Consider the following 23,282-nt stretch of genomic DNA (forward strand, 5'->3'; position numbering starts at 1 on the left):
TTCATGACACCCGGACCCACAATTCACCTCGTCGTCAACCCCTCTGCCGGGCGTGGCCGTGCGCGTCGGCTGCTTCCGCACGTCCACAACACCCTGGCCGACGCCGTGCCCGACGGGCGGGTGGTGGTGCACATCGCCACCGACTATGCCGACGCACGCAAGCAGTGCCTGCGCGCGGTGCGGGAGACCACGCCCGCCCTGCACGGACGCCGCGATGCCCTGGTGGTGATGGGTGGCGACGGGATGGCCCACCTGGGGCTCAACGCCTGCGCGGAGGCCCGTACCGACGGCCTCGACGTGCCGCTGGGCGTCATCCCGGCCGGCACCGGCAATGACTTCTGCCGCGGCGTGGGCATCCCGGCCACGGTCGAGGAGGCCACCCGACTCGTCGCGGAGGGACGGACCCGTCGGATCGACCTCACCGAGGTCACGGGGAACCTGGTCGGCGCGGACCGTGCCTTCGTCGGCAGCGTGGTCTCCACCGGCTACGACGCCCGGGTGAACAAGGCCACCAATGACTTCCGTTTCCCGATCGGCCCGCTGGGGCCGCTGGCCTATGGCGCCCTTGCCCTGGGAGAGGTGGCCAGGTTCACCCCCTTGGACTACCGGATCGAGATCGATGGGCAGCCGCGTGAGCTGAGCTCCGTGCTGGTGGCCGTCGCCAATGCCGGTCACTTCGGTGGCGGGATGAAGATCGTGCCGCAGGCCGATGTCACCGATGGGCTGCTCGACGTGCTCCTCGTCGGAGACCTCAAGCGCCGGCAGGTGCTGGAACTGTTGCCCAAGCTCTACCGTGGCGCCCATGTGGGGCATCCCGCCGTGGAGTTCGTGCGCGCCCGCACCGTGCGGATCGACGGTGAGGCCGTGGGGCGTGACGGCAGTCGCAGCCCGATGTTCGCGATGGGTGACGGTGAGTCGCTGGGCGGCGTGCCCTTGAATGCCACCGTGCGTCCCGGCCTGATCGCGGTCTTCCGGGCCTGATCAGGCGTGCAGGTGCTCCCGGTGTCCGCGGCCGATGGACTCTGACTCCAGCTGGATCGTGCAGTGCTCGATCGCCACCTCGTGGTGCTGGCCGAGGCATGACTGCAGGGCTTGCAGGATCACCAGGCAATGTCCGTCACGGAAGCACCCCTCGTCCAGCACGATGTGGGCGGTGAGGACTGGTAGTCCGCTGGCGACGGTGGAGGCGTGCAGGTCATGGACGTCGCGGACATGGGGTTGTGCCGCCATGTGCTCCCGGACCCGGTCGAGGTCGAGGCCGGCGGGCGTGGCCTCCAGCAGGATCGTCCCGGAGGTGCGAAGCAGGGCCACGGCCCGGGGCAGGATCAGGGCCGCGACGAAGAGCCCGGCCACCGCGTCGGCCTGCATCCAGCCGGTCCATGCGATCACGGCTGCCGCGACGAGTACCGCGACCGAGCCCAGCGCGTCATTGGCCACCTCCAGGAAGGCGGCCCGCATGTTCAGGTTGTGACCGCGGCCACCGGCCAGGACGGCGAGCGAGGCGATGTTGGCCACCAGACCCAACGCACCCACCGCGGCAAGCCCGCCCGAGGTAATCTGGGGCGGCGTCACCAGCCGCTGCACGGCCTCGACGACCGCGTAGCAGCCGACGCCCAGCAGCACCGCCGCCTGCGCCGCGGCGGCAATGACCTCGGCCCGCTGCCAGCCCCAGGTGCGCCGTGACGAGGCGGGACGAGTCATCAGGTGGGCCGCGAGCAGGGCGACCACCAAGCCCAGCGAATCCGTCAACATGTGCGCGGCGTCCACCAGCAGGGCCAGGCTGCCGGTCATCGCGGCACCCACCACCTCGGCCACCAGCACCGTCCCGGTGATGGCCAGTGCCACCGCCAGCCGCCTGCGGTTCGTGGTCCCCTGCGCGTGGTCGTGTCCCATGCCCACCATGGCCTCCTTGCATCGCTGTATGACGATGATAGCTACAACAAGCGATCGAAGGAAATGTCGGAGCCACCGGCTACTGTCATGGGTGATGACCGAGAACGAGTTCACCATTGCCCCCGGAAGCCTGCTGGAACAGTTCACCGCTGGCTATGACTTCCCGCTCGATGACTACCAGCTGCAGGCCTGCGCCCAGATCGAGGAGGGTGCCGGCGTGCTCGTCGCCGCGCCCACCGGTGCGGGCAAGACCGTCGTCGGCGAGTTCGCCGTCTTCTGCGCCCTGGCCACCGGCAAGAAGTGCTTCTACACCACGCCCATCAAGGCCCTGAGCAACCAGAAGTTCCATGACCTCGCCGAACGCCACGGGGCGGACCGGGTGGGGCTGCTCACCGGTGACAGCTCGGTCAACTCGGAGGGCCAGGTGGTCGTGATGACCACCGAGGTGCTCCGCAACATGATCTACGCCAACTCCACGACGCTGAACAACCTGGGCTATGTGGTGATGGACGAGGTGCACTACCTGGCCGACCGCTTCCGCGGCGCCGTCTGGGAGGAGGTCATCATCGGCCTGGCCCCCAGCGTGCAGCTGGTCAGCCTGAGTGCCACCGTCAGCAATACCGAGGAATTCGGCGACTGGCTGGACGAGGTGCGCGGCAACGTGAAGGTGGTCATCTCCGAACGTCGTCCGGTTCCGCTCTACCAGCACGTGATGGCCAACAAGCAGATCCACGACCTCTTCGAGGGCGTCGCGCCGACGGCCTCGGAGACCCCGAGCGAACGCGCCGCCCGGGTCAACCCCGAACTGCTCAAGCTGGCCCGCAGCGAGACCAAGGACGTGCGCGACGACTCCCGTCGCCCCCGTGGCCGTTCGGGCAAGGGCAAGAAGAATGTCGCCTACGGCTCGGGCCAGTTCGGCGGTGCCGCCAAGGCCCACCTGGAGCGACAGAGGGGGCGCGACTCCCGCGACGACCGTGGCCCCCGCCTCACCCCGAGCCGCGCGGTGATGACCACGCAGCTGCAACGAGCCCGGTTGCTTCCGGCCATCTGCTTCGTCTTCAGCCGGCAGGGCTGCGACGGGGCCGTGCGCCAGCTGCTGGCCTCCGGGGTCAACCTGACCAGCGACGAGGAGGCGACCCGGCTGATCGGCATCGCCCAGAAGCACCTGGGCGGCATGACCTCGGCGGACCTGCGGGCACTGGACCACGACATCTTCCTCGAGGCCCTGAGTCGCGGCATCGCAGCCCACCACGCGGGTCTGCTGCCCGCCTTCAAGGCGGTCGTCGAGGAGGGCTTTGCCGCCGGCCTGATCAAGATCGTCTTCGCCACCGAGACCCTGGCCCTGGGCATCAACATGCCGGCCCGCACCGTCGTGCTGGAAAAGCTGGTCAAGTACAACGGCGAGAGCCACGTGGACATCACTCCGGGGGAGTACACCCAGCTGACGGGACGTGCCGGACGCCGCGGCATCGACGTCGAGGGACACGCAGTGGTGCTCTGGCAGCCCGGGATGGATCCCCGGGCCGTCGCCGGTCTGGCCTCCCGCCGCACCTATCCGCTCAAGTCCTCCTTCTCGCCCACCTACAACATGACCGTCAACCTCGTCGGCCGGGTGGGCCGGGAGCGGGCCCGTGGCCTGCTGGAGCAGAGCTTCGCCCAGTTCCAGACCGACGCGTCCGTGGTGAACCTGGCCACCGTCGCCGCCCGCAACCAGCGCGAGATCGACGACTACCTCAAGGCCGCCCACTGCGACCGGGGCGACTTCACCGAATATGCCCAGCTGCGCGAGGACGTCCGGGAACTGGAAGCCCAGCAGGCCCGGCTGCGCAAGCAGGACAAGCGCGCCGAGGCCCTGAACTCCCTGATGACCCTGGAGCCCGGCGACATCATCCACGTTCCCGCCGGACGCCACCAGGGCTGGGCCGCGGTGATCGACGCCGGCCGCCACGGCGGCCGTGGGGGAGAACCGCATCCGATGGTGGTCACCGAGGACCGCGAGGTGGTCCGCCTGACCACCAGCGACTTCCCGACCCCGACCCAGGTGGTCGGCAAGCTCCGCATCCCGCGCAAGTTCGACCCGCGCCAGGCGGCCAGCAGGCGCAACCTGGCGGCCTCCTTCATCGACAAGCTGCACGCCCTCAACCCGCAGGCGGCCACCCTGCACGGGCCGCGGGCCGACGCGGAGATGACCGCCCGGATCTCCGAGCTGCGCCGCGAACTCAAGCGCCACCCCTGCCACGAGTGCCCGGACCGGGAGACCCACGCCCGCTTCGCGGAGCGTGCGATGCGCCTGGACCGGGACCGCCAGCAGGCGCGCGCCCGGGCCGAGGCCCGCAGCAACACCATCGCCAAGCGCTTCGACAAGCTGTGCCTGGTGCTGGAGTCCATGGGTTACCTGGGCAGCGAGGACCACGAGGTCACCGACGCCGGACAGATGCTCGCCCGGCTCTACTCGGAGCTCGATCTGGTCACCGCCGAGTGCATCCGTGACGGCGTCTTCGACGGCCTCGACGCGCCGCAGCTGGCGGCCGTGCTCAGTTCCCTGGTCTACGAGACCCGACGGGTCGAGCAGGGCCGGATGGCGCGGATGCCGGACCGGGTCACGGAGGCCGCCCAGCACGAGGTGCGCGCCACCTGGCGTCGGGTCAGCATCGTGGAACGAGACTTCCGCCTGGAGCGAAGCACCGAACCGGACATCGGCTTCGCCGAGGCGGCCTTCGCCTGGGCCTCCGGGGAGCCTCTCGCCCGGGTGCTCGGACAGTGTGGCCTACCCGCCGGTGACTTCGTGCGATGGGTGCGCCAGGTGATCGACATGCTGGGTCAGGTGGCCGCCGCTGCCGGCCCCGGAGACCTGCGCCGAACCAGCCGTGAGGCAGTCACCGCCATGCGGCGCGGAGTGGTCGAGTTCGACCCCGACGAGGACTGAGCTCCGTATTGGTCCCGTTACCATGGGAATGGCCCTGTTCGTTCCGGGCCGCTGTCCTGTCCGGGCCTCGGTGCCCTGTCCCATCCCCCTGAACGGAGCACCAGCATGGCCGGAGGCCTCGCAGCACTTCTCGACGACGTGGCGGCCATCGCCAAGGTGGCGGCGGCCTCGATCGACGACGTCGGTGCCGCGGCCGGCAAGGCCAGCATCAAGGCCACCGGCGTCGTGGTGGACGACACCGCCGTGACTCCGCAGTACGTGGCCGGCGTCACCCCGGACCGCGAACTGCCGATCATCAAGAGGATCGCCATCGGCTCCCTACGCAACAAGATCGTCTTCATCCTGCCGGTGGTGATCCTGCTCAGCATCTACGCGTCCTGGCTCCTGACCCCGATCCTGATGTGCGGTGGCGCCTACCTGTCCTACGAGGGCGCGCACAAGATCTGGGGCAAGTTCACCGGGCACGGCCATGGCGACGGCGCCGGGGGCGACCCCGAAACCCCGGTGGTGCTGGAAGGGCCGGAGCAGGAGGCGAAGATGGTCAAGGGGGCCATCACCACCGACTTCATCCTGTCTGCCGAGATCATGGTGATCGCCCTGAACGAGGTGACCGACCAGCCGTTGATGACCCGGATCGGCAGCCTGATCGCCGTCGCCCTGCTGATCACCTTCCTGGTCTACGGCGTCGTCGCGATCATCGTGAAGCTGGACGACATCGGCCTGAAGATGACCCAGAAGGGCCTCAGGTCGGGCGCCATCGTGGTCAAGGCGATGCCGGTGATCCTGTCCATCCTGTCCACCGTCGGGCTGGCGGCCATGCTCTGGGTCGGTGGGCACCTGATCATGGTGGGCGCCGACGAGCTGGGCCTGCACGCGCCCTACGACTTCGTGCACCACCTGCAGCACGAGGTGGAGCACGGCGTGCCGCACGCCCTGGCGGCCACGCTGGGCTGGTTCACCAACACGCTGGGTTCCGCCGTGATCGGCTTCCTCGTCGGCTCGGTGATCGTCGGCCTGCTCGCGCTGCTCCCGAGCCGACACGGCAAGGGCGACTCCGCCCATGCCGAGGAGCACCCGGAGCCGCAGGCCGCGGGCGAGTGGCCCGGTGAGGGCACCGTCGACGCTCCCGAGACGGCCGAGGCGGACAAGCAGTGACGCCGCTAGATTGATCGCATGAGCCTTGCCCTGCGCGTGATCCCCTGCCTCGACGTCCACGACGGTCGGGTGGTGAAGGGGGTCAACTTCACCAATCTGCGGGATGCCGGGGACCCCGTCGAGCTGGCGCGCGCCTATGGTGAGGCCGGCGCCGACGAACTGGTCTTCCTGGACATCTCGGCTTCCACCGAGGGTCGGGCCACGACCCGGGAGACGGTGACGCGCTGTGCGGAGACGGTCTTCATCCCGCTCTGCGTCGGTGGGGGAGTCTCCAGCGTCGAGGACGTGGACGCCCTGTTGCGTTGCGGCGCCGACAAGGTCGGCATCAACACGGGTGCGATCCGTCGGCCCGAGGCGATCGACGAGATCACCCGTCGCTTCGGCAACCAGGTGCTGGTGCTCTCCCTGGACGCGCGTCGTGAGCCGGGGCAGCCCTCGGGCTTCGGCGTCACCACGCACGGTGGGAAGAAGTCCGCCGGGCTGGACGCCATCGCGTGGGTGAAGGAGGCCGTCGAGCGTGGTGCCGGTGAGGTGCTGCTGAACTCCATGGATGCCGACGGCACCACCGACGGCTTCGACCTGGAGATGATCCGCGCCGTGCGCGAGGTGGTGGACGTGCCGGTGATCGCCTCGGGCGGTGCCGGGACCGTGCGGCACTTCGTCGATGCGGCGAAGGCCGGAGCAGACGCCGTGCTGGCGGCCAGCGTCTTCCACTACGCCACGCTGACCATCGCCCAGGTCAAGGACGGCCTGCGCGCGGCCGGCATCGAGGTCCGCTGACCGGGCGTGGGATTTGCGACATCTTCCACGTGGACCGACCAAACCCCTTGACTGTGGTCAGTCCATTGGGTTTAGTCTGCCGTCATGGCTGACAAAGACGCGGCAGGATGGCAGGTTTCCGGGGTCGACCGACGGGGCGTGAGTGAACGCCTGGTGGACCGCATCTCCATGGCGCACGACGCCTCTCACTACTTGGTCACGCCACGCGTCGTGGTCACGGCACGCGACGCGGGGGAGGTGGCAGCGGTGCTGCGGCAGGCCCAGACGGATGGTCGCCGCGTCACCTTCCGCTCGGGCGGCACCTCGCTGAGCGGTCAGGCCCTCAGTGACGACGTCCTGCTGGACGTGCGTCAGAACTTCCGGGGCGTGACGGTCCTCGACGAGGGCCGAAGGGTTCGCTGCGAACCGGGTGCCACCATCCGCACCGTCAATGCGCACCTGGCCCGGCACGGACGCCGTCTGGGTCCCGACCCTGCCAGCGAGATCGCCTGCACCGTCGGTGGTGTGGTGGCGAACAACTCCTCGGGCATGAGCTGCGGAACCGAGCGCAACACCTATCGCACCCTCGATTCGTTGGTCCTGGTGCTGCCGTCGGGGACCGTCGTGGACACGGGCCTGCCCGATGCCGACGAGAGACTGCGTCGCGACGAGCCGGAGCTGTGGCACGGTCTGGCGGCGCTGCGGGACCGGGTCCGCGGCAATGACCAGAGCATGGCGACGATCGCGCAGCAGTACGCCATGAAGAACACCATGGGCTATGGCCTCAACTCCTTTGTCGACCATGACCAGCCGGTGCACATCCTGGAGCACCTGGTGATCGGTTCGGAGGGCACGCTGGGCTTCGTCGCCCAGGCCACCTTCAACACCGTGCCGGTGCAACCCTTCGCGGCGACGGCGCTGCTGGTCGTGGACGAGCTGGGAATCGCCACCGACGCCCTGAGCGCCATGGTGAACGGCGGTGCGACGGCCCTCGAGCTGATGGATGCGGCCAGCCTCCGGGTGGTGCAGCAGTACAAGGAGGCCTCGCCGGAGCTGGCCGCCCTGCACGTGGACCGGCACGCCGGCCTGCTGGTGGAGGCCACCAGTGACAGCGCGGAGGAGCTGGCCGCACGGATGGCCAACCTGAACGACGTGATGGCCGCGCTGCCGATTCCCGCCCCGCCCCGGTTCACCGACGTCGCCCGTGAGCGCGCGGACCTCTGGTACCTGCGCAAGGGGCTGTACACCACGGTTGCCGGAGCGCGTCCGGCGGGAACCACGAACCTGCTGGAGGATGTCGCGGTTCCGGTGGACTCGCTGACAGCCACGATCGATGACCTTGCGGGGCTCTTCGGCCAGCACGGCTATGACGACGCCGTCATCTTCGGGCACGCGAAGGACGGCAACATCCACTTCATGATCAACCCCACCCTGTCCGATCCGCGGCAATTGGACACCTACGCCGAGTTCACCGAACAGATGGTGACGGCGGTCCTGGCACGAAAGGGGACCCTGAAGGCCGAACACGGCACCGGCCGGATCATGGCGCCCTATGTCCGGCGACAGTTCGGCGACGAGCTCTACGACGTGATGTGCCAGGTCAAGAAGCTGGCCGACCCCGCGGGAATGCTCAATCCGGGCACCCTGCTGGAGGACGATCCGACGGCCCACCTGAAGAACCTCAAGACGATGGCGCCCGTCGACGACTTCGTGGACCGCTGCGTGGAGTGCGGCTACTGCGAGCCGACCTGTCCGTCCAAGGACCTGACCACCACCCCGCGGCGCCGGATCGCCCTGTTGCGGGAGATCCAGGTGCGCTCGGATGCCGAGGCGGACGAGTTGCGCAGGGCCTATGACTACGAGGCGGTGGACACCTGTGCGGTGGACTCCCTGTGCAGCAAGGCATGCCCCGTGCTGATCGACACCGGCGTCTTCATGAAGAAGTTCCGGGCCGAGCGGCATGGTGAGCGCGCGATGAAGGCCTCCGTGAAGGTTGCCGAGCAGTGGGGCCCCATCACCACCGGCCTGCGGGCGGGGATGAAGGTGGCCGACGTCCTGCCCACCGCCGCGCTGGCGGCTGCCACGACGATCGGGCGCACCGTGATCAGCAAGGACCTGCTGCCCGCCGTGGGTTCCGACCTGCCCCATTCCGGCATGGCGCGCCCGGAGCCGACGAGCGTGCCGGAGGCTCGTGGCGTGCTCTTCGCCTCCTGCCTGGGCGAGATCTTCGGGCCCTCGGAATCGGGTTGCGGCCGCGGGGCCACCGATGCCGTGACGCAGATCTGTGCTGCCGCCGGCGTGGGCCTGGACATCCCGGACCTGGACGGGCTGTGCTGCGGCACGGTGTGGGTCTCGAAGGGCTTCACGGAGGGATCACGGGCCATGGCCGAGCGGACCTTCGACATCCTGTGGCCGGCCACCCGCGAGGGCAGGCTCCCGGTCGTGTGCGACGCGGCCTCCTGCTCACACGGTCTCGAAGGATTGGCCAAGCACCTGCCCGAGGCCAAGGCGGAGCTGTGGAAGAGCGTCACGGTGGAGGATGCGGTGACCTTCGTGGCGCGGGAGTGCGTGCCCGCGCTGGACCTGGAGCCCCGCGGAAGCGTGGTGCTGCACCCGACCTGTTCGATGATCCATCTGGGGTGCGTGGAGGATGCCGTGGCCTGCGCCAAGGCCGCCTTCGCCGACGTGGTGCTGCCTGTCGAGGCGGGTTGCTGTGGCTTCGCGGGTGACCGCGGCATGCTGCATCCCGAGCTGACGGCATCGGCCACCGTCGCGGAGGCCCGCGAGGTGGCATCCGTGGTGGGGGAGCGGGCGGCCGCAGGGCGCCCCGTGGAGGCCTTCGCGAGTGCCAATCGGACCTGCGAGATGGGAATGTCGCGGGCCACGGGCCAGGAGTATCGACACGTGCTCGAACTCCTGGCGGAACGGTTGGCCCCGCGTCACTAGGATGGCGTCATGGATTGCCTCTTCTGCAGCATCGTGGCCGGTGACATCCCCAGCCGCAAGGTCTACGAGGACGAGAAGGCCTACGCCTTCCTCGACATCTCGCCGTGGCACAAGGGACACACCCTGGTCATCCCGAAGCGCCACGTCGACGACCTGACGGGGGACCCGACGGTGCTGACGGAGATTGCCCCGGCCATCAGCCACGTCTCCCGCCTGCTCGTCGACCGTCTGGACGCCGACGGTCTCAACATGGTCTCCAGTGCGGGGCCCGTCGCCGGGCAGGAGGTCTTCCACCTCCACGTCCACCTGGTGCCGCGTTATGGCGAGCATGCCGGTCTGGGTGAGCTCTTCCGCAAGCAGGTGGAGGACGATCCCGACCAGGTGCTTGCTCGCATCGTCGGCTGAGATTCCACCCTGCAAGGGGTTTGCGGACGGGTGACCAATAATTGCGACCCCGCTTCAATCTGTTCACTTTCAACTGTGTAGCGTTCATCAATGTCAGGGTGGCCATAGGGGGTCACCCGCAACGCAGAGGGAAGTGACCAGTCATGGGACGCATCGTCAACCGTATCCTGTCCAAGGTCTTCGGCATCGTGCTGCTGCTCGTCGGCGTCGGTGCCCTGATTGGTGGCAACTACGCCCACGGCTACGTGCGCGACCAGCTGGCGCAGGAGAAGATCACCATGCCGGCGGCGGACAAGCTCACCAGCCAGGAGATGAAGGACTCGCTGGGGAAGTGGTCCGGCCAGCAGATGACCACCGGCCCCCAGGCCGAGGCCTTCGCCAATGACTACCTGTGGGAGCACATGATGGCCGCCTCGGGCGGCAAGACCTACGAGGAGGTCTCCGGCGAGTACATGAAGATCGCGGACAAGACCTCCGCCGAGGCCCAGAAGGCCGGCGCCCTGCGTCAGACCATGTTCATGGGTGACTCGCTGCGCTCCATGCTGCTCACTGCCTATGCCTTCTGGCTGGTGGGCACCATTGTCACCGTCGCGGGCTGGGTGTGCCTTGCGCTGGGGCTGCTGCTGTCCGTGCTCGGCTGGTTCGTCTGGCGCAAGAAGGGTGACGAGGCTGTCGCTCACGTCTGAGATCGGTTTGCATGGAGGGTCCGTCCCACGCGGGACGGGCCCTGCGGCGTCCATATTCCGGAAAACCGTCTCACAATGTGAGAGTTCGTGGGGAAGTCGTTGACCCCGCACGCGCCGCGCGAGAGTGTTTGAGTCATGCAGAGCACCAACCTCGTACTTGCCAAGCGCTGAGACCACGCACCACCGGTCGAGGCGCTACCTCCGTTTGCCCTGGGCAACGGGGGTTTTTTGTTGGCCGGATGCCTTGTCCGGCTGGCGGAATGGCACCGAGGGCACAGGCCCGGCACGACATCATCAAGGCGGGTTCCAGACCCGCATGTAGCAACCGACGAAGGGATAGTCATGGCAGCCGCCGACTCCACACCACGGATGATGACTGGCTCGCAGGCGCTGGTCGCCTCGCTGGAGCGTCTCGGGGTAGAGGTTGTCTTCGGCCTTCCCGGTGGCGCCATCATGCCCGCCTATGACGCGCTGTATGACTCCAAGATCCGACACATCCTGGTCCGTCACGAGCAGGGCGCCGGGCATGCGGCCGAGGGATACGCCGTCGCCACCGGACGCGTGGGCGTCTGCATCGCCACCTCCGGCCCCGGCGCCACCAACTTGGTCACGCCCATCGCTGACGCCTACATGGACTCGGTGCCCATGGTGGCCATCACCGGCCAGGTCAACTCGAACTTCATCGGGACCGATGCCTTCCAGGAGGCCGACATCCGCGGCATCACGATGCCGATCAGCAAGCACAACTTCCTGATCACCCGTACCGAGGACATCCCCCGGGCGGTCAAGGAGGCCTTCCACATTGCCGAGACCGGCCGACCTGGCCCTGTCCTGGTGGACATCGCCAAGGATGCGCTGGTGGGAAGCGCGCCCTTCGTGTGGCCGTCCGGGATCGACCTGCCCGGCTACAAGCCCACCACCAAGCCCCACAGCCGCCAAGTGCGCGAGGCGGCCAAGATGATCGCCGAGGCCAAGCGGCCCGTGCTCTACATCGGCGGCGGCGTGATCAAGGCACGCGCGGCCGACGAGCTGGCGCAGCTGGTGAAGGCCACCGGCATCCCCGTCGTCACCACCCTGATGGCCCGTGGCGCCTTCCCGGACAGCCACGAGCTGCACATGGGGATGCCCGGCATGCACGGCAGCGTCTCCGCCGTCGGCGCCATCCAGCAGTCTGACCTGCTGATCGCCGTCGGCACCCGCTTCGATGACCGCGTCACCGGCCGGCTGGACAGCTTCGCCCCCAAGGCCAAGGTCATCCACGCCGACATCGACCCGGCCGAGATCAGCAAGAACCGGATCGCGGACCTGCCCGTGGTCGGCGACGCCCGCGCCTTCCTGTACGAGCTCAATGCGGCCATGGGCAAGGTCGAGATGCAGGACCTGTCCGGCTGGCACCACAACCTGGCCTCGCTGAAGAAGCGCTACCCGCTCGGCTGGGAGGAGCCCACCGAGGGCCGCCTCAGCCCGCAGTACGTGATCAAGCGGATAGGTGAGCTCAGCGGACCCGACGCCATCTACGCCTCCGGCGTCGGCCAGCACCAGATGTGGGCCGCGCACTTCCTGCCGCACGAGAAGCCCGGCAAGTGGCTCAACTCCGGCGGCGCCGGCACCATGGGCTACTGCGTGCCCGCCGCGATGGGCGCCCAGGCCGGCAATCCCGACGCTGTGGTCTGGGGGATCGATGGCGACGGCTGCTTCCAGATGACCAACCAGGAACTGGTCACCTGTGCGCTGAACGACATCCCGATCAAGATCGCCGTGATCAACAACAATGTGCTGGGCATGGTGCGCCAGTGGCAGACGCTCTTCTTCGACCAGCGCTACTCGCACACGGACCTCAACTCCGAGCGGATCCCGGACTTCCCGAAGCTGGCCGAGGCGATGGGCTGCGTCGGCCTGCGCGCAGAGACCCCGGAGGAGGTCGACGAGGTGATCAAGAAGGCGCTGAGCATCAACGACGGCCCCGTCGTGGTGGAATTCGTCGTCGAGAAGGACGCCATGGTGTGGCCGATGGTGGCCGCTGGAACCGGCAATGACGACATCAAGATTGCCCGCGACATGGCACCCGAATGGGAAGAGGAAGCACTGTGACAAGCACCCACACCCTCAGCGTCCTGGTCAGCAATGCCCCCGGTGTGCTGGCTCGCACCGCGGCGCTGTTCAGCCGCCGCGGCTTCAACATCGCCTCGCTGGCCGTCGGCCCCACCGAGAACGAGTACCTCTCCCGGATGACCGTCGTGGCCGAGGTGGACGACGCCTTCGTGCTGGAACAGCTCGTGAAGCAGCTCAACAAGCTGATCGAGGTGATCAAGGTCGTCGAGCTGGAGCAGGCCGCCGTCAAGCGTGAGCTGATGCTGGTCAAGGTCCGTTCCGACATGGGCAATCGCAGTCAGGTCATCGACACCGTCAGTCTGTTCCGTGGGAAGGCCGTCGACGTCGGTCCGGACTCCATTACGGTGGAGGCCACGGGAAGTCCCGAGAAGCTGCAGGCGATGCTGGAGATGCTGAAGCCCTTCGGCGTGATCGAGCTGGTCCAGTCCGGCCAGGTGGCGCTGGGGCGGGGCAGCCGCACCATCACCGACAAGGCCCGTCCCTGACCAACCCACAATCCATTTCTTCCATCCGAGCAGTACCACCAACAAGGAGTTCGCACCCTCATGGCAAAGATGTACTACGACGACAACGCCGACCTGTCGATCATCCAGGGCCGCAGCGTCGCTGTGATCGGCTACGGCTCGCAGGGCCACGCCCACGCGCTCAACCTGCGTGACTCGGGCGTCGACGTGCGCGTCGGCCTGGCCGAGGGCAGCAAGTCCCGCGCCAAGGCCGAGGCCGAGGGCCTGCGCGTCCTCAGCGTCGCCGAGGCCGTCGAAGAGGCCGACCTGATCATGATCCTCACCCCTGACCAGGTCCAGCGTGGCCTGTACAAGGCGGAGATCGAGCCCAACCTGGTGGCCGGCGACGCCCTCTTCTTCGCCCACGGCTTCAATATCCGCTTCGGCTACATCACCCCGCCGGAGGGTGTCGACGTCTGCATGGTCGCTCCCAAGGGCCCCGGCCACCTGGTGCGCCGTGAGTACGCCGACGGCCGTGGCGTGCCCGTCGTCGTCGCCGTGGAGAAGGACGCCACCGGCAATGCCTGGCCGCTGACCCTCAGCTACGCCAAGGCCACCGGCGGCCTGCGCGCCGGCGGCATCGAGACCACCTTCACCGAGGAGACCGAGACCGACCTGTTCGGTGAACAGGCCGTGCTCTGCGGCGGCATGTCGCACCTGGTCCAGGCCGGCTTCGAGACCCTGGTCGAGGCGGGCTACCAGCCCGAGGTGGCCTACTTCGAGTGCCTGCACGAACTGAAGCTGATCGTCGACCTGATGATCGAGGGTGGCATCTCCAAGCAGCGCTGGAGCATCTCCGACACCGCCGAGTACGGCGACTACGTCTCCGGCCCGCGCGTCGTCGACGCCCACGTCAAGGAGCAGATGAAGGCCGTCCTGACCGACATCCAGACCGGCGCCTTCGCCAAGCGCTTCATCGAGGACCAGGACGCCGGCGCGCCCGAGTTCAAGAAGATGCGCGAGACCGAGGCGGGGCACCAGATCGAGGCCACCGGCCAGGAGCTGCGCAAGATGTTCAGCTGGATCAAGCCCACCGACGAGGACTTCACCGAGGGAACGGCTTCGCGCTGACGCGCTTCGCCGGGCAAGGCCGGCCGCTGATCTGAGCTGTCGCCACACCCAATTCGTTCCCCGAGCCTGTCGAGGGGATGAGGCCCCTTCCGCGCCACGCGGGAGGGGCCTCGTGCGTCTCTTGAAAGACACCCTTGTTCTAGTGACAATAGAACTATGTTGTGGACCGTGGACCCGACGTCGCCTACGCCGCTGTTCGAGCAGCTCGCCGCGCAGGTGCGGCGGGCCATTGCTGACCAGAAGCTCACGGCGGGGGAGAGGCTGCCGTCGGCCAAGGAGCTGGCGGCCTCGCTGGAGATCAACCTGCACACCGTGCTGCGCGCCTACCAGGCCCTGCGCGACGAGGGACTGATCGAGCTGCGTCGCGGCAGGGGGGCCGTTGTCATTGCGGACGATCCGGGCCTGGTGAACCTGCACCTGATGGCCGACGAGTTGTTGGCCGAGGCCGGGCGGCTGGGCCTGCCGCACGAAAGCGTCGTCGAACTGCTGGAAGGACGTCGGTCATGAACGGCACCGCCAACAATGTGGAATTCGTCGACCACCCGCCGGCCCGGGTCTACTGGCTACCCGCGCTGGTCTGCCTGCTCTGCGCCGCCGGTGGTGCCGCACTGGTGTGGAGCGTGCGAGACCAGCTGCCGGATCCGGTGGCCACCCACTGGGGAGCCGACGGCAGGCCCGACGGTTTCACCCCGCTGGATCGAGTGGTCTGGACGCATCTGGCGATCACCCTGGGGCTGTCGCTGCCCATGATCGGGCTGGGTGCCGCCCTGAAGCAGGCCCGCAGCATGGCGCCGGTGACTGCTGGTATGGGCGCCTTCTTGGCGTGTGTCTTCTTTGGCGGCACCTGGACGCAGCGAGGACTGACGACCGAGCAGGTCGGCGACGAGTGGTGGAGTGCTGCTGTGGGAGCGGTGGCGGCGCTGGTGGTGGGTGCTCTGGTCTGGCTGGCCACGCGTGCCTCGAACGTGGTCGTCCCGGCCTCGACGGCGCTGCCGGCCGGAGCGCCCACCGTCACCGGCCCCACCAATGGTCGCTTCGCCTGGACCGGGCGGCTTGTCACCGGCAAGGCCGTCTACTGGTTCTTCGGCCTGGCCAGCCTGCCGGTGATTGCGCTGGTCGTGCTCTTCGCCGCCCTGGGGAATGTCGGTGGCGCCATCGCCATGGCGGCGACCCTGCTGGTGGTCGTCGTGTCCTTCCAGATGATGCTCGCCCCGATCACCATCGACTCGCGGGGCCTGCGCACCGCCGGCCCCATCCGCTGGGTCAACATCCCGCTGGGGACCATCATCTCGGCCGAGGTGGGCCGGACGGTCAGCCCGATGGGTGACTTCGGCGGTTACGGTCTGCGCGGTGCCCTCTTCGACGGCAGTCGTGGTCTGGTCACGGCCGAGGCGCACACGCTGCTGGTCCACCAGGCCGGCAAGCCGCCGATGTACCTCACCGTCGCCGATCCGGACACCGCGGCGGCCACCCTGAACACCCTGCTGCAGCGGCAACGGACGGGTCGATAGACCAGCGTGCCGGATGGCTAGGGTGGCGGGGTGGCACCAGAACTGAGCAGCAACATCACCGACACCGCCCTGATCTTCGAGGGCGGCGGCATGCGCGCCGCCTACACCTGTGCGGTGGTGCAGGAGCTGCTGCGCCGGGAGATGTACTTCGATTTCGTGGCCGGCATTTCCGCCGGATCCTCCAACAGCCTCAACTACGTGGCACGCGACATCGCCCGCGCCGAGGCGAGCTTCGTCGACATCGCGGAACACCCCGACTTCGGCAGCTGGCGCACCTGGGTACGCGGCAAGGGAGTCTTCAACTCCGAGTTCATCTACGGACAGACCGGCCTGCCCGGCCAGCCGCTGCCGCTGGACTGGGAGGCCTTCAAGGCCAATCCCGCCACCCTGAATGTCGGCGGCTTCAATGCTCGCACCGGGGAACATGTGTACTGGACCCAGGATGACATGCCTGACCTGCCCGCCATGGCACAGCGGATCCGTGCCTCGTCGACCATGCCCGGGCTGATGCCGATCGTCCAGATCGACGGCGACCCGTGGTGCGACGGGGCACTGGGGCACAGCGGTGGCATCGCGCTGGACGCGGCCAAGGCCGCCGGGTATGAGAAGTTCTTCGTCGTGCTCACCCGCGAGCCGGGCTATCGCAAGGCCCCGGCGCGGCACCCGCGGGCCTATGACGTGGTCTTTCGCCGCTACCCGAAGATCGCGCGCGCCCTGCTGGACCGTGCCGAGAACTACAACCGCACCCTCGACGAACTCGCCGAACTGGAGCGACGGGGAAGGGCATACGTCTTCCGGCCCACGCACATGAAGATCGCCAACCAGGAGCGCCGGATCGACCGGCTTCGCGAAGCCCATGCCCTGGGGGATGCTCAGGCGAAGCGCGAGCTTCCGGACTGGGAACGCTTCCTGTCCTGATCCCTTGCCCGCAGGGTCAGCGGCGGACGGCCAGGACCACCGCGAGGTCCGGTGCGACGGCCACCTCGGTGGAGGCGAAGCGCTCGTCGGTGAGCCAGCTCCGCCGCAGGGTGTCGACGGCCCCGCAGAATTCACGCGGTGGCCACTCGCTGCTGGGTTCGAAGTCGTCGATCACGACGATGCCGCTGGCTTCCACCAGCTCCCAGGCAAGGTCACGGTCCACGTGCTCGGCGGTCCGGCGATTCATGTACAGCAAGGAGAAGGGCGCCCGGGAGCGCAGGGTGTCGCAGCCGCCATCGAGCACCTCGATGTCGCTGCCTTCGAGGGTCTCGCGGGCACGGGCGGCCCGTTCCGCGTCGCGCTCCACGCAGACGACGTGGGTGTCCGCCCACGCACCGCTGCGCAACCATGCGACGCCTGCTCCGCTGCCGGTCCCGGCCTCGGCGACCGTGCCTCGCCGACCCGCGGCCAGCGTCGCCAACAGCCGTCCGGTCTCGTTGCGGGTGGTCTGCAGCCAGCCGGTCACCAAGGACTGGTGCAGGGCCCGGCTGACCAGTTCGGGAACCACGTCGGGAGTGCTCACCGGCACAGTCTTGCAGCCTCTGGCAAGGGTATTTGTGTCGCTCGCAGGGTGAGACCTGCCCACGGCGGCCCGATCTGCAGCGCACTCCTGCCCTTCAGCCCTAGGCTGGAGGACGTGAGCACGCCAGAGCACCGTCCAGACCGCCCCGCCGTTCGGGTCACGCCGCGTGGTCTGCGACTCGTCTCCTTGACTGCGATGGCCATGCTGCTGGGCCTGGTGCTCCTGGGGTTGTCGTCGATCATGCGTGGTTGCTCCTCGAAGCCCGCCGAGGACCAGGCGGTGCCTGCGCCCGCACAGCCACCCTCGGCGACGCCCAGCGCCACACCCAGCCCCAGCGCCACACCCGGCCCCAGCGCCTCACCAACCCCCAGTGCCTCGCCCTCCGTGAGTGCCAGCAGCGGCTCCGATGATGACCAACCGGATGCACAGGGGATGAAGCACACCGGACTGACCGGCAAGGGCACCTGGCAGACGGCCACGCTGGAGGTCGCGCCGGCCAAGAAGACCGTGGCCGTGCACCGTTATGCCGTGAAGGTGGAGGACGGGACGAAACTCAAGGCCAATGACGTGGCCCGCCAGGTCAGCGGTGTCCTCAACGACCCGCGCGGCTGGACCGGCCACCAGGGACACTCCTTCCAGTTGGTCAAGGATGCCTCCACGGCAGAGTTCACCATCTTCCTGGCTTCGCCAGGCCGCACCCAGAAGATGTGCCCGCTGGACGTGAAGATGACCTGGAGCTGCTGCAGCGGCAACAATGTCCTGCTCAACACGGACCGGTGGCTCTACATGACCCCCACCTATACGGACCTCACCGCCTACCGTGCCTACATGGTCAACCACGAGGTGGGGCACTTCATCGGCAAGGACCACGTCGGCTGCCCCGCCAAGGGTCGCAATGCGCCGGTGATGATGCAGCAGAGCAAGCGGATCGACGGCTGCAAGCCCAATCCGTGGCCCACCACGGACGGCAAGTAGCCCGGCGTGGCACAATGGCCCCAACGTGTTCCGGGGTCGGTGCAAGTCCGAACCGGCGGTGACAGTCCGCGACCCGTCAGCCTCCAGCTGGCGGTTGACCTGGTGGAATTCCAGGACCGACGGTGAAAGTCCGGATGGGAGGAAACACGTGGAGCCGGCGGCTGTCGTCCTGACAGTGCCGATTCCTGGTCTGGCCGTCGTCTGACGACGTCCAGGGCGAACGCGCATCCGTGCGCGTCCTCGCACACCCCGGTGCACGGCAGTGGTGCCGAAGCAGGGGAGCGAGATGGACAACAGCAGCCAGTGGGCGCAAGAAGCCGCGGCGATGGAGCGTGCTCTGGAGCTGGCGGCCCTGGGCATCGAAGCCGACCCCAATCCACGCGTCGGCTGCGTGCTGCTCGACCCAGACGGTCTTCTGGTGGCCGAGGGATGGCACCAGGGCGCGGGCACGCCGCATGCGGAGGCGATGGCCTTGGCGATCGCCGGAGAACGGGCTCGTGGCTGCACCGCCGTCGTGACCCTGGAACCGTGCAACCACACCGGCCGCACCGGGCCCTGCGCCAAGGCCCTTGTCGATGCGGGCGTCGCCCGTGTCGTCTTCGCCCAGTCCGATCCCAACCCCATGGCCGCCGGTGGGGCTGCCACGCTGCGCGCCGCCGGGATCCAGACCGAACCGGGACTGATGGCGGACCGGGTCGAAGCACTCAACGCCACGTGGAACCACGTGCTGCGCACCGGACGCCCCTGGGTCACCTGGAAGTTCGCCGGCACCCTTGACGGTCGCAGTGCCGCCGCCGACGGCAGCTCGCAGTGGATCACCGGCGCGGCCATGCGTCGGGTCATGAATGAGCGCCGGGCACGGTGCGGCGCCGTGGTCGTCGGCACGGGCACGGTGAAGGCCGACGACCCCCGGCTCACCGTGCGTGACGAGCAGGACGAGCCCGTGCAGCGCCAGCCGCTGCGCGTCGTCGTCGGGGATTCCCCCGTGCCCGCCGCGGCACGGGTGCGCGGACGCGACGGTCTCTACCGGCAGCTGCCGGGCGGCGACGCGACGGCGGCACTCGAAGCCCTGGCCTGTGAGGGTATCCACCACGTCTGGCTGGAGGGCGGCCCCACCCTCGCGGCGGCCTGGTGGCGGGCCGGAGTCATCGACGAGGTGATCGCCTGTCTGGCTCCTGCCTTGCTGGGTGCCGGAACTGCCGCGGTTTCGGACCTTGGCATCACCACCATCGCCGACATCAGCCGGCTCCAGCTCATCGACGTCGAACGCCATGGCGACGACGTCGCCCTCATCCTCAACCGCCCCACTCCCAACTGCAAGGAGAAGTGAATGTTCACCGGAATCGTCGAGGAACTCGGCAGCGTCCAGTCCATCGAGCACGGCGCGGAGTCCGCGGTGCTGCGGATTCGTGGCCCCCTGGTGGTCAGCGACGCAATCCCCGGGGCGTCGATCAGCTGCAATGGCGTCTGCCTCACCGTCTTCGAACACGACCAGACCAGCTTCAGCGTCGACGTGATGGCCGAGAGCCTACGTCGCTCCTCGCTGGGAGAACTGACGCAAGGCTCGCCGGTGAACCTGGAACGGGCGATGGCCGCCACCGGCCGCTTCGGCGGACACGTCGTGCAGGGGCATGTGGACGGCACCGCCCGCATCCTGGCGCGCACGCCGGGCGAACGCTGGGAGCTGGTGCGCTTCGAGCTCCCCGCAGGTTTGGCGCGCTATGTGGTGGAGAAGGGCTCGATCACCGTCGACGGCGTCTCCCTGACCGTCAGTGCCATCGGCGAGGACTTCTTCGAGGTCTCTCTGATCCCCACCACCCTGGAGCTCACCACACTGGGCAGCAAGCAGGTGGGTGACCGGGTGAACCTGGAGGTGGACGTGTTCGCCAAATATGTCGAGAAGATGCTGGCGGCCAAGGAATCGGAGGAGCAGGAATGAACACCATCGAGGAGGCCCTGGAGGCGATGCGCGAAGGCCGGCCGGTGCTGGTGCTGGACGACGTGGACCGGGAGAACGAGGGCGACGTGATCGCCGCCGGCCAGACGCTCACCGATGAATGGACCGCGTGGGCGATCCGGCACAGCTCCGGCTACCTGTGCGCGCCGATGACCAATGAGTGGGCCGATCGGCTGGAGCTGCCGTTGATGGTGGAGGCGAACCAGGACAGCCTGCGCACTGCCTACACCATCACCGTGGACGCGGCGCAGGGGACCACGACGGGAATCAGCGCCCATGACCGGGCCACCACCGTGCGGCGGCTGGCCACACCCGATGCCGTCCCGGCCGATTTCACCCGGCCTGGCCACGTGGTGCCCTTGCGCGCCCGCGACGGGGGAGTGCTGACCCGTCGAGGCCACACAGAGGCCACCGTGGACCTGTGCCGGCTGGCCGGGCTGGCCCCGGTCGGGGTGATCGGCGAGCTGGTGCACGATGACGGCACCATGATGCGCACCGACGACGTGCTGTCCCTCGGGGAGAGGGAAGGACTGCCCGTGGTGACCATCGCCGACCTTGCCGCGTGGCGCCAGCTGCACGACCGGGTGGAAGAGGTGGCTCGCACCTCGGTGCCCACCGAAGCCGGACGCTTCGAGACGATCGGCTTCCGTGACCTGGTCACGGGCGCCGAGCACATCGCGATGATCAGTCCGCTGGGAATCGGGGGGCGCAACCTGGTGCGGATGCACTCCGAATGCCTGACCGGTGACGCGCTGGGCTCGCTGCGCTGCGACTGCGGCCCGCAGCTGCGGCGCGCGCAGGAGCTGCTCGGCGCCGAGCCCGGTGTGCTGGTCTACCTGCGGGGGCACGAGGGCCGCGGCGTCGGTCTGCTGAACAAGCTGCGCGCCTACCACCTGCAGGATGGCGGGGCGGACACCGTCGATGCCCAGACCCAGCTGGGCCTGCCCGTCGACGACCGCGAGTACGGGGCGGCAGCCGCCATCCTCACCGCCCTGGGAGTCACTGGTATCACCCTGCTCACCAACAATCCGGACAAGGCAGAGGCGCTGCGGGCCGCGGGGCTGGAGGTGCTCGGAGTGCGTTCCGGCACCACCGGCGTCGGCGAGGACAACATCAGTTACCTGACCACCAAACGAGACCGGATGGGGCACACCTTCCCGGCCAATCTGAAGAATGGAGAACCCGCATGAGCGGCGCAGGAGCACCCACCATCATCGTCGACGGCAGCGGCCTGAAGGTCGCCATCGTCGCGGCGAGCTGGCACACCACCGTGATGGACGGCCTGGTCGACGGGGCCCAGCGTGGCCTGGCCGATGCCGGCGTCACCGACGTCACCCTGGTGCGCGTGCCGGGCACCTTCGAGCTGGCCGGGGCCTGCTCCGCGCTGGTTGACCACTTCGACGCCCTGGTGGCGCTCGGCGTGGTGATCCGCGGCGGCACCCCGCACTTCGAGTATGTCTGCGAGGCCGCCACCGTCGGGCTCACCGACGTGTCCGTGCGCACCGGCAAGCCGGTCGGCTTCGGCGTCCTGACCTGCGACGACGAGCAGCAGGCGCTGGACCGCGCCGGGCTGGAGGGGTCGAGCGAGGACAAGGGTCACGAGGCCGCCACCGCCGCCGTCGCGACGGTGATGTCGCTGCGCGCAGCGCTCTGAAGGTGCGCCGGGGGACACGTGGCCCGGGGCCTTGGAAGAACAATGTGTGAGTTTGGGGCTCCCCCAGGGATCCAAACTCACACATTGTTGACGTCAGGCCAAGAGGTGTGGTCCATCAGCCCCTGACGGCGGCGGCGATCGCGTCGCCCACCTCACTGGTGGAGCGCTTGGCGTCGCCGCGGGCGGCGATGTCCGCCTCCACAGCGGCCTCGATCCGGCGGGCATCCTCCGGGCGGCCCAGGTGGTCCAGCAGCAACACCATGGAGCTGATCGCGGCCGTCGGGTCCGCGATGCCCTGGCCGGCGATGTCCGGGGCGGAGCCGTGCACGGGCTCGAACATGCTCGGGAAGTCGCCGGTGGTGTTGATGTTGGCGCTGGCCGCCAGGCCGATGCCGCCGGTGATGGCGCCCGCCTCGTCGGTGAGGATGTCGCCGAACAGGTTGTCGGTGACGATCACGTCGAAGCGCTGCGGGTCGGTGACCAACATGATGGTGGCGGCATCGACGTGCAGGTAGTCACAGGTCACCTCGGGGTACTCGGTGGAAACCTGTTCGACGATCCGCTTCCACAGCCCGCCTGCATTGACCAGCACATTGTGCTTGTGCACCAGGGTGAGCTTCTTGCGACGGGCCATGGCGCGCTCGAAGGCGTCGCGAACCACGCGCTCCACGCCGAAGGCGGTGTTGACGCTCACCTCGGTGGCGATCTCGTGTTCGGTGCCCACGCGCACAGCACCACCGTTGCCGCAGTAGAGGCCCTCGGTGCCCTCGCGCACCACGACGAAGTCGATCGGCCCCTGATCCAGCACGGCCGAAGAGAGGGGTGAGGCAGTGCCGGGGTAGTACTTGCTGGGGCGTAGGTTGACGCAGTGGTCGAACAGGAAGCGCAGCTTGAGCAGCAGGCCCCGTTCCAGCAGGCCCGACGGGATCTCGGTGGAGCCGGGGGCGGCGCCGACGGCGCCCAGGATGATGGCGTCGCTGGCCTTGAGTTCCTCGATGGTGGCTTCGGGCAGCACCTCGCCGGTGCGCAGCCAGCGCTCGGCGCCCAGATCGTGCTCGACGAAGGTGAAGGCGTCCTCGCCGACGGTCGCCTTGAGGACCTTGAGGGCTTCGGTGGTGACCTCGGGGCCGATGCCGTCGCCTCCGATCACGGCGAGGGTGGGGGTCTTCGTAGAGTCAGGCGTCGCTGCAGTCATGGCAGCCATCCTAGGACCAAAATCCCATTCCGC

21 protein-coding genes and 1 riboswitch are annotated in these 23,282 nt (G+C 68.5%); of the genes, 18 read left to right on the forward strand and 3 right to left on the reverse strand.

The annotated features are described in order from the left end of the window. Positions 1 to 3 precede the first annotated feature (3 nt). Positions 4 to 981 (forward strand): diacylglycerol/lipid kinase family protein, encoded by a 978-nt coding sequence (locus tag EDD41_RS15635; RefSeq protein ID WP_123576562.1) that lies wholly within the window; start codon positions 4 to 6, stop codon positions 979 to 981. Here EDD41_RS15635 and EDD41_RS15640 read toward each other — a convergent pair whose 3' ends face one another. Further along, positions 982 to 1,902 carry a cation diffusion facilitator family transporter gene (locus tag EDD41_RS15640; protein ID WP_211336680.1) on the reverse strand — a complete coding sequence of 307 codons (921 nt, stop codon included), beginning with the start codon at positions 1,900 to 1,902 and terminating at the stop codon, positions 982 to 984. A gap of 85 nt (positions 1,903 to 1,987) precedes the next feature. On the opposite strand from EDD41_RS15640, the gene EDD41_RS15645 reads away from it, so the two are divergent. The 12 genes from EDD41_RS15645 (at position 1,988) to EDD41_RS15700 (ending at position 16,885) form a co-directional block, all read left to right on the forward strand. Next, on the forward strand, positions 1,988 to 4,819 hold the full coding sequence (locus tag EDD41_RS15645; protein WP_123576565.1) for a DEAD/DEAH box helicase: 2,832 nt from the start codon (positions 1,988 to 1,990) through the stop codon (positions 4,817 to 4,819). A 105-nt stretch (positions 4,820 to 4,924) separates the two neighbouring features. After that, positions 4,925 to 5,974, forward strand: a complete 1,050-nt coding sequence (locus EDD41_RS15650) for a DUF808 domain-containing protein (RefSeq protein ID WP_094764836.1) — start codon at positions 4,925 to 4,927, stop codon at positions 5,972 to 5,974. An 18-nt stretch (positions 5,975 to 5,992) separates the two neighbouring features. Continuing rightward, positions 5,993 to 6,754: an imidazole glycerol phosphate synthase subunit HisF gene (gene hisF, locus EDD41_RS15655; protein ID WP_123576567.1), complete on the forward strand. Its 762-nt coding sequence runs from the start codon at positions 5,993 to 5,995 to the stop codon at positions 6,752 to 6,754. 84 nt (positions 6,755 to 6,838) lie between these two features. Continuing rightward, positions 6,839 to 9,679 (forward strand): FAD-binding and (Fe-S)-binding domain-containing protein, encoded by a 2,841-nt coding sequence (locus EDD41_RS15660; protein WP_123576569.1) that lies wholly within the window; start codon positions 6,839 to 6,841, stop codon positions 9,677 to 9,679. A gap of 9 nt (positions 9,680 to 9,688) precedes the next feature. Further along, on the forward strand, positions 9,689 to 10,084 hold the full coding sequence (locus EDD41_RS15665) for an HIT family protein (protein ID WP_094764839.1): 396 nt from the start codon (positions 9,689 to 9,691) through the stop codon (positions 10,082 to 10,084). A gap of 143 nt (positions 10,085 to 10,227) precedes the next feature. Then, positions 10,228 to 10,770, forward strand: a complete 543-nt coding sequence (locus EDD41_RS15670; protein WP_123576571.1) for a hypothetical protein — start codon at positions 10,228 to 10,230, stop codon at positions 10,768 to 10,770. Between the two features lie 342 nt (positions 10,771 to 11,112). Then, positions 11,113 to 12,861 carry an acetolactate synthase large subunit gene (locus EDD41_RS15675; protein ID WP_123576573.1) on the forward strand — a complete coding sequence of 583 codons (1,749 nt, stop codon included), beginning with the start codon at positions 11,113 to 11,115 and terminating at the stop codon, positions 12,859 to 12,861. After that, positions 12,840 to 13,367, forward strand: a complete 528-nt coding sequence (gene ilvN, locus EDD41_RS15680; protein WP_123576575.1) for an acetolactate synthase small subunit — start codon at positions 12,840 to 12,842, stop codon at positions 13,365 to 13,367. Before EDD41_RS15675 ends, ilvN begins: the two co-directional genes overlap by 22 nt. A gap of 60 nt (positions 13,368 to 13,427) precedes the next feature. Further along, on the forward strand, positions 13,428 to 14,456 hold the full coding sequence (gene ilvC, locus EDD41_RS15685) for a ketol-acid reductoisomerase (protein WP_123576577.1): 1,029 nt from the start codon (positions 13,428 to 13,430) through the stop codon (positions 14,454 to 14,456). A gap of 156 nt (positions 14,457 to 14,612) precedes the next feature. Beyond that, positions 14,613 to 14,963, forward strand: a complete 351-nt coding sequence (locus tag EDD41_RS15690; protein ID WP_094764844.1) for a GntR family transcriptional regulator — start codon at positions 14,613 to 14,615, stop codon at positions 14,961 to 14,963. Next, on the forward strand, positions 14,960 to 15,967 hold the full coding sequence (locus EDD41_RS15695; RefSeq protein WP_123576579.1) for a DUF1648 domain-containing protein: 1,008 nt from the start codon (positions 14,960 to 14,962) through the stop codon (positions 15,965 to 15,967). The genes EDD41_RS15690 and EDD41_RS15695 overlap by 4 nt, the downstream gene beginning before the upstream one ends. A gap of 30 nt (positions 15,968 to 15,997) precedes the next feature. Further along, the gene (locus tag EDD41_RS15700) at positions 15,998 to 16,885 is read left to right on the forward strand and encodes a patatin-like phospholipase family protein (protein WP_123576581.1); all 888 of its coding nucleotides are present in this window, start codon (positions 15,998 to 16,000) and stop codon (positions 16,883 to 16,885) included. Positions 16,886 to 16,901: 16 nt separating this feature from the next. On the opposite strand, the gene EDD41_RS15705 is transcribed toward EDD41_RS15700, so the two are convergent. Continuing rightward, positions 16,902 to 17,468: an O-methyltransferase gene (locus EDD41_RS15705; protein WP_123577194.1), complete on the reverse strand. Its 567-nt coding sequence runs from the start codon at positions 17,466 to 17,468 to the stop codon at positions 16,902 to 16,904. A gap of 114 nt (positions 17,469 to 17,582) precedes the next feature. Between EDD41_RS15705 and EDD41_RS15710 the strand changes: the two genes are divergently transcribed. The 5 genes from EDD41_RS15710 (at position 17,583) to ribH (ending at position 22,054) form a co-directional block, all read left to right on the forward strand. After that, positions 17,583 to 18,443 (forward strand): DUF3152 domain-containing protein, encoded by an 861-nt coding sequence (locus EDD41_RS15710; RefSeq protein WP_148060591.1) that lies wholly within the window; start codon positions 17,583 to 17,585, stop codon positions 18,441 to 18,443. Between the two features lie 21 nt (positions 18,444 to 18,464). Next, positions 18,465 to 18,595: riboswitch (FMN riboswitch) on the forward strand. A gap of 134 nt (positions 18,596 to 18,729) precedes the next feature. Continuing rightward, positions 18,730 to 19,773 carry a bifunctional diaminohydroxyphosphoribosylaminopyrimidine deaminase/5-amino-6-(5-phosphoribosylamino)uracil reductase RibD gene (gene ribD, locus EDD41_RS15715; protein WP_123576584.1) on the forward strand — a complete coding sequence of 348 codons (1,044 nt, stop codon included), beginning with the start codon at positions 18,730 to 18,732 and terminating at the stop codon, positions 19,771 to 19,773. Continuing rightward, positions 19,774 to 20,382 (forward strand): riboflavin synthase, encoded by a 609-nt coding sequence (locus EDD41_RS15720; protein ID WP_123576585.1) that lies wholly within the window; start codon positions 19,774 to 19,776, stop codon positions 20,380 to 20,382. It begins immediately after the preceding gene. Continuing rightward, positions 20,379 to 21,590 carry a 3,4-dihydroxy-2-butanone-4-phosphate synthase gene (gene ribB / locus EDD41_RS15725; RefSeq protein WP_123576588.1) on the forward strand — a complete coding sequence of 404 codons (1,212 nt, stop codon included), beginning with the start codon at positions 20,379 to 20,381 and terminating at the stop codon, positions 21,588 to 21,590. The genes EDD41_RS15720 and ribB overlap by 4 nt, the downstream gene beginning before the upstream one ends. Then, the gene (gene ribH, locus EDD41_RS15730; RefSeq protein ID WP_094764851.1) at positions 21,587 to 22,054 is read left to right on the forward strand and encodes a 6,7-dimethyl-8-ribityllumazine synthase; all 468 of its coding nucleotides are present in this window, start codon (positions 21,587 to 21,589) and stop codon (positions 22,052 to 22,054) included. The genes ribB and ribH overlap by 4 nt, the downstream gene beginning before the upstream one ends. A 115-nt stretch (positions 22,055 to 22,169) precedes the next feature. Here ribH and EDD41_RS15735 read toward each other — a convergent pair whose 3' ends face one another. After that, the gene (locus EDD41_RS15735) at positions 22,170 to 23,249 is read right to left on the reverse strand and encodes a 3-isopropylmalate dehydrogenase (RefSeq protein WP_123576590.1); all 1,080 of its coding nucleotides are present in this window, start codon (positions 23,247 to 23,249) and stop codon (positions 22,170 to 22,172) included. Positions 23,250 to 23,282 lie beyond the last annotated feature (33 nt).

The organism is Luteococcus japonicus, from assembly GCF_003752415.1.
Lineage (GTDB): Bacteria > Actinomycetota > Actinomycetes > Propionibacteriales > Propionibacteriaceae > Luteococcus > Luteococcus japonicus.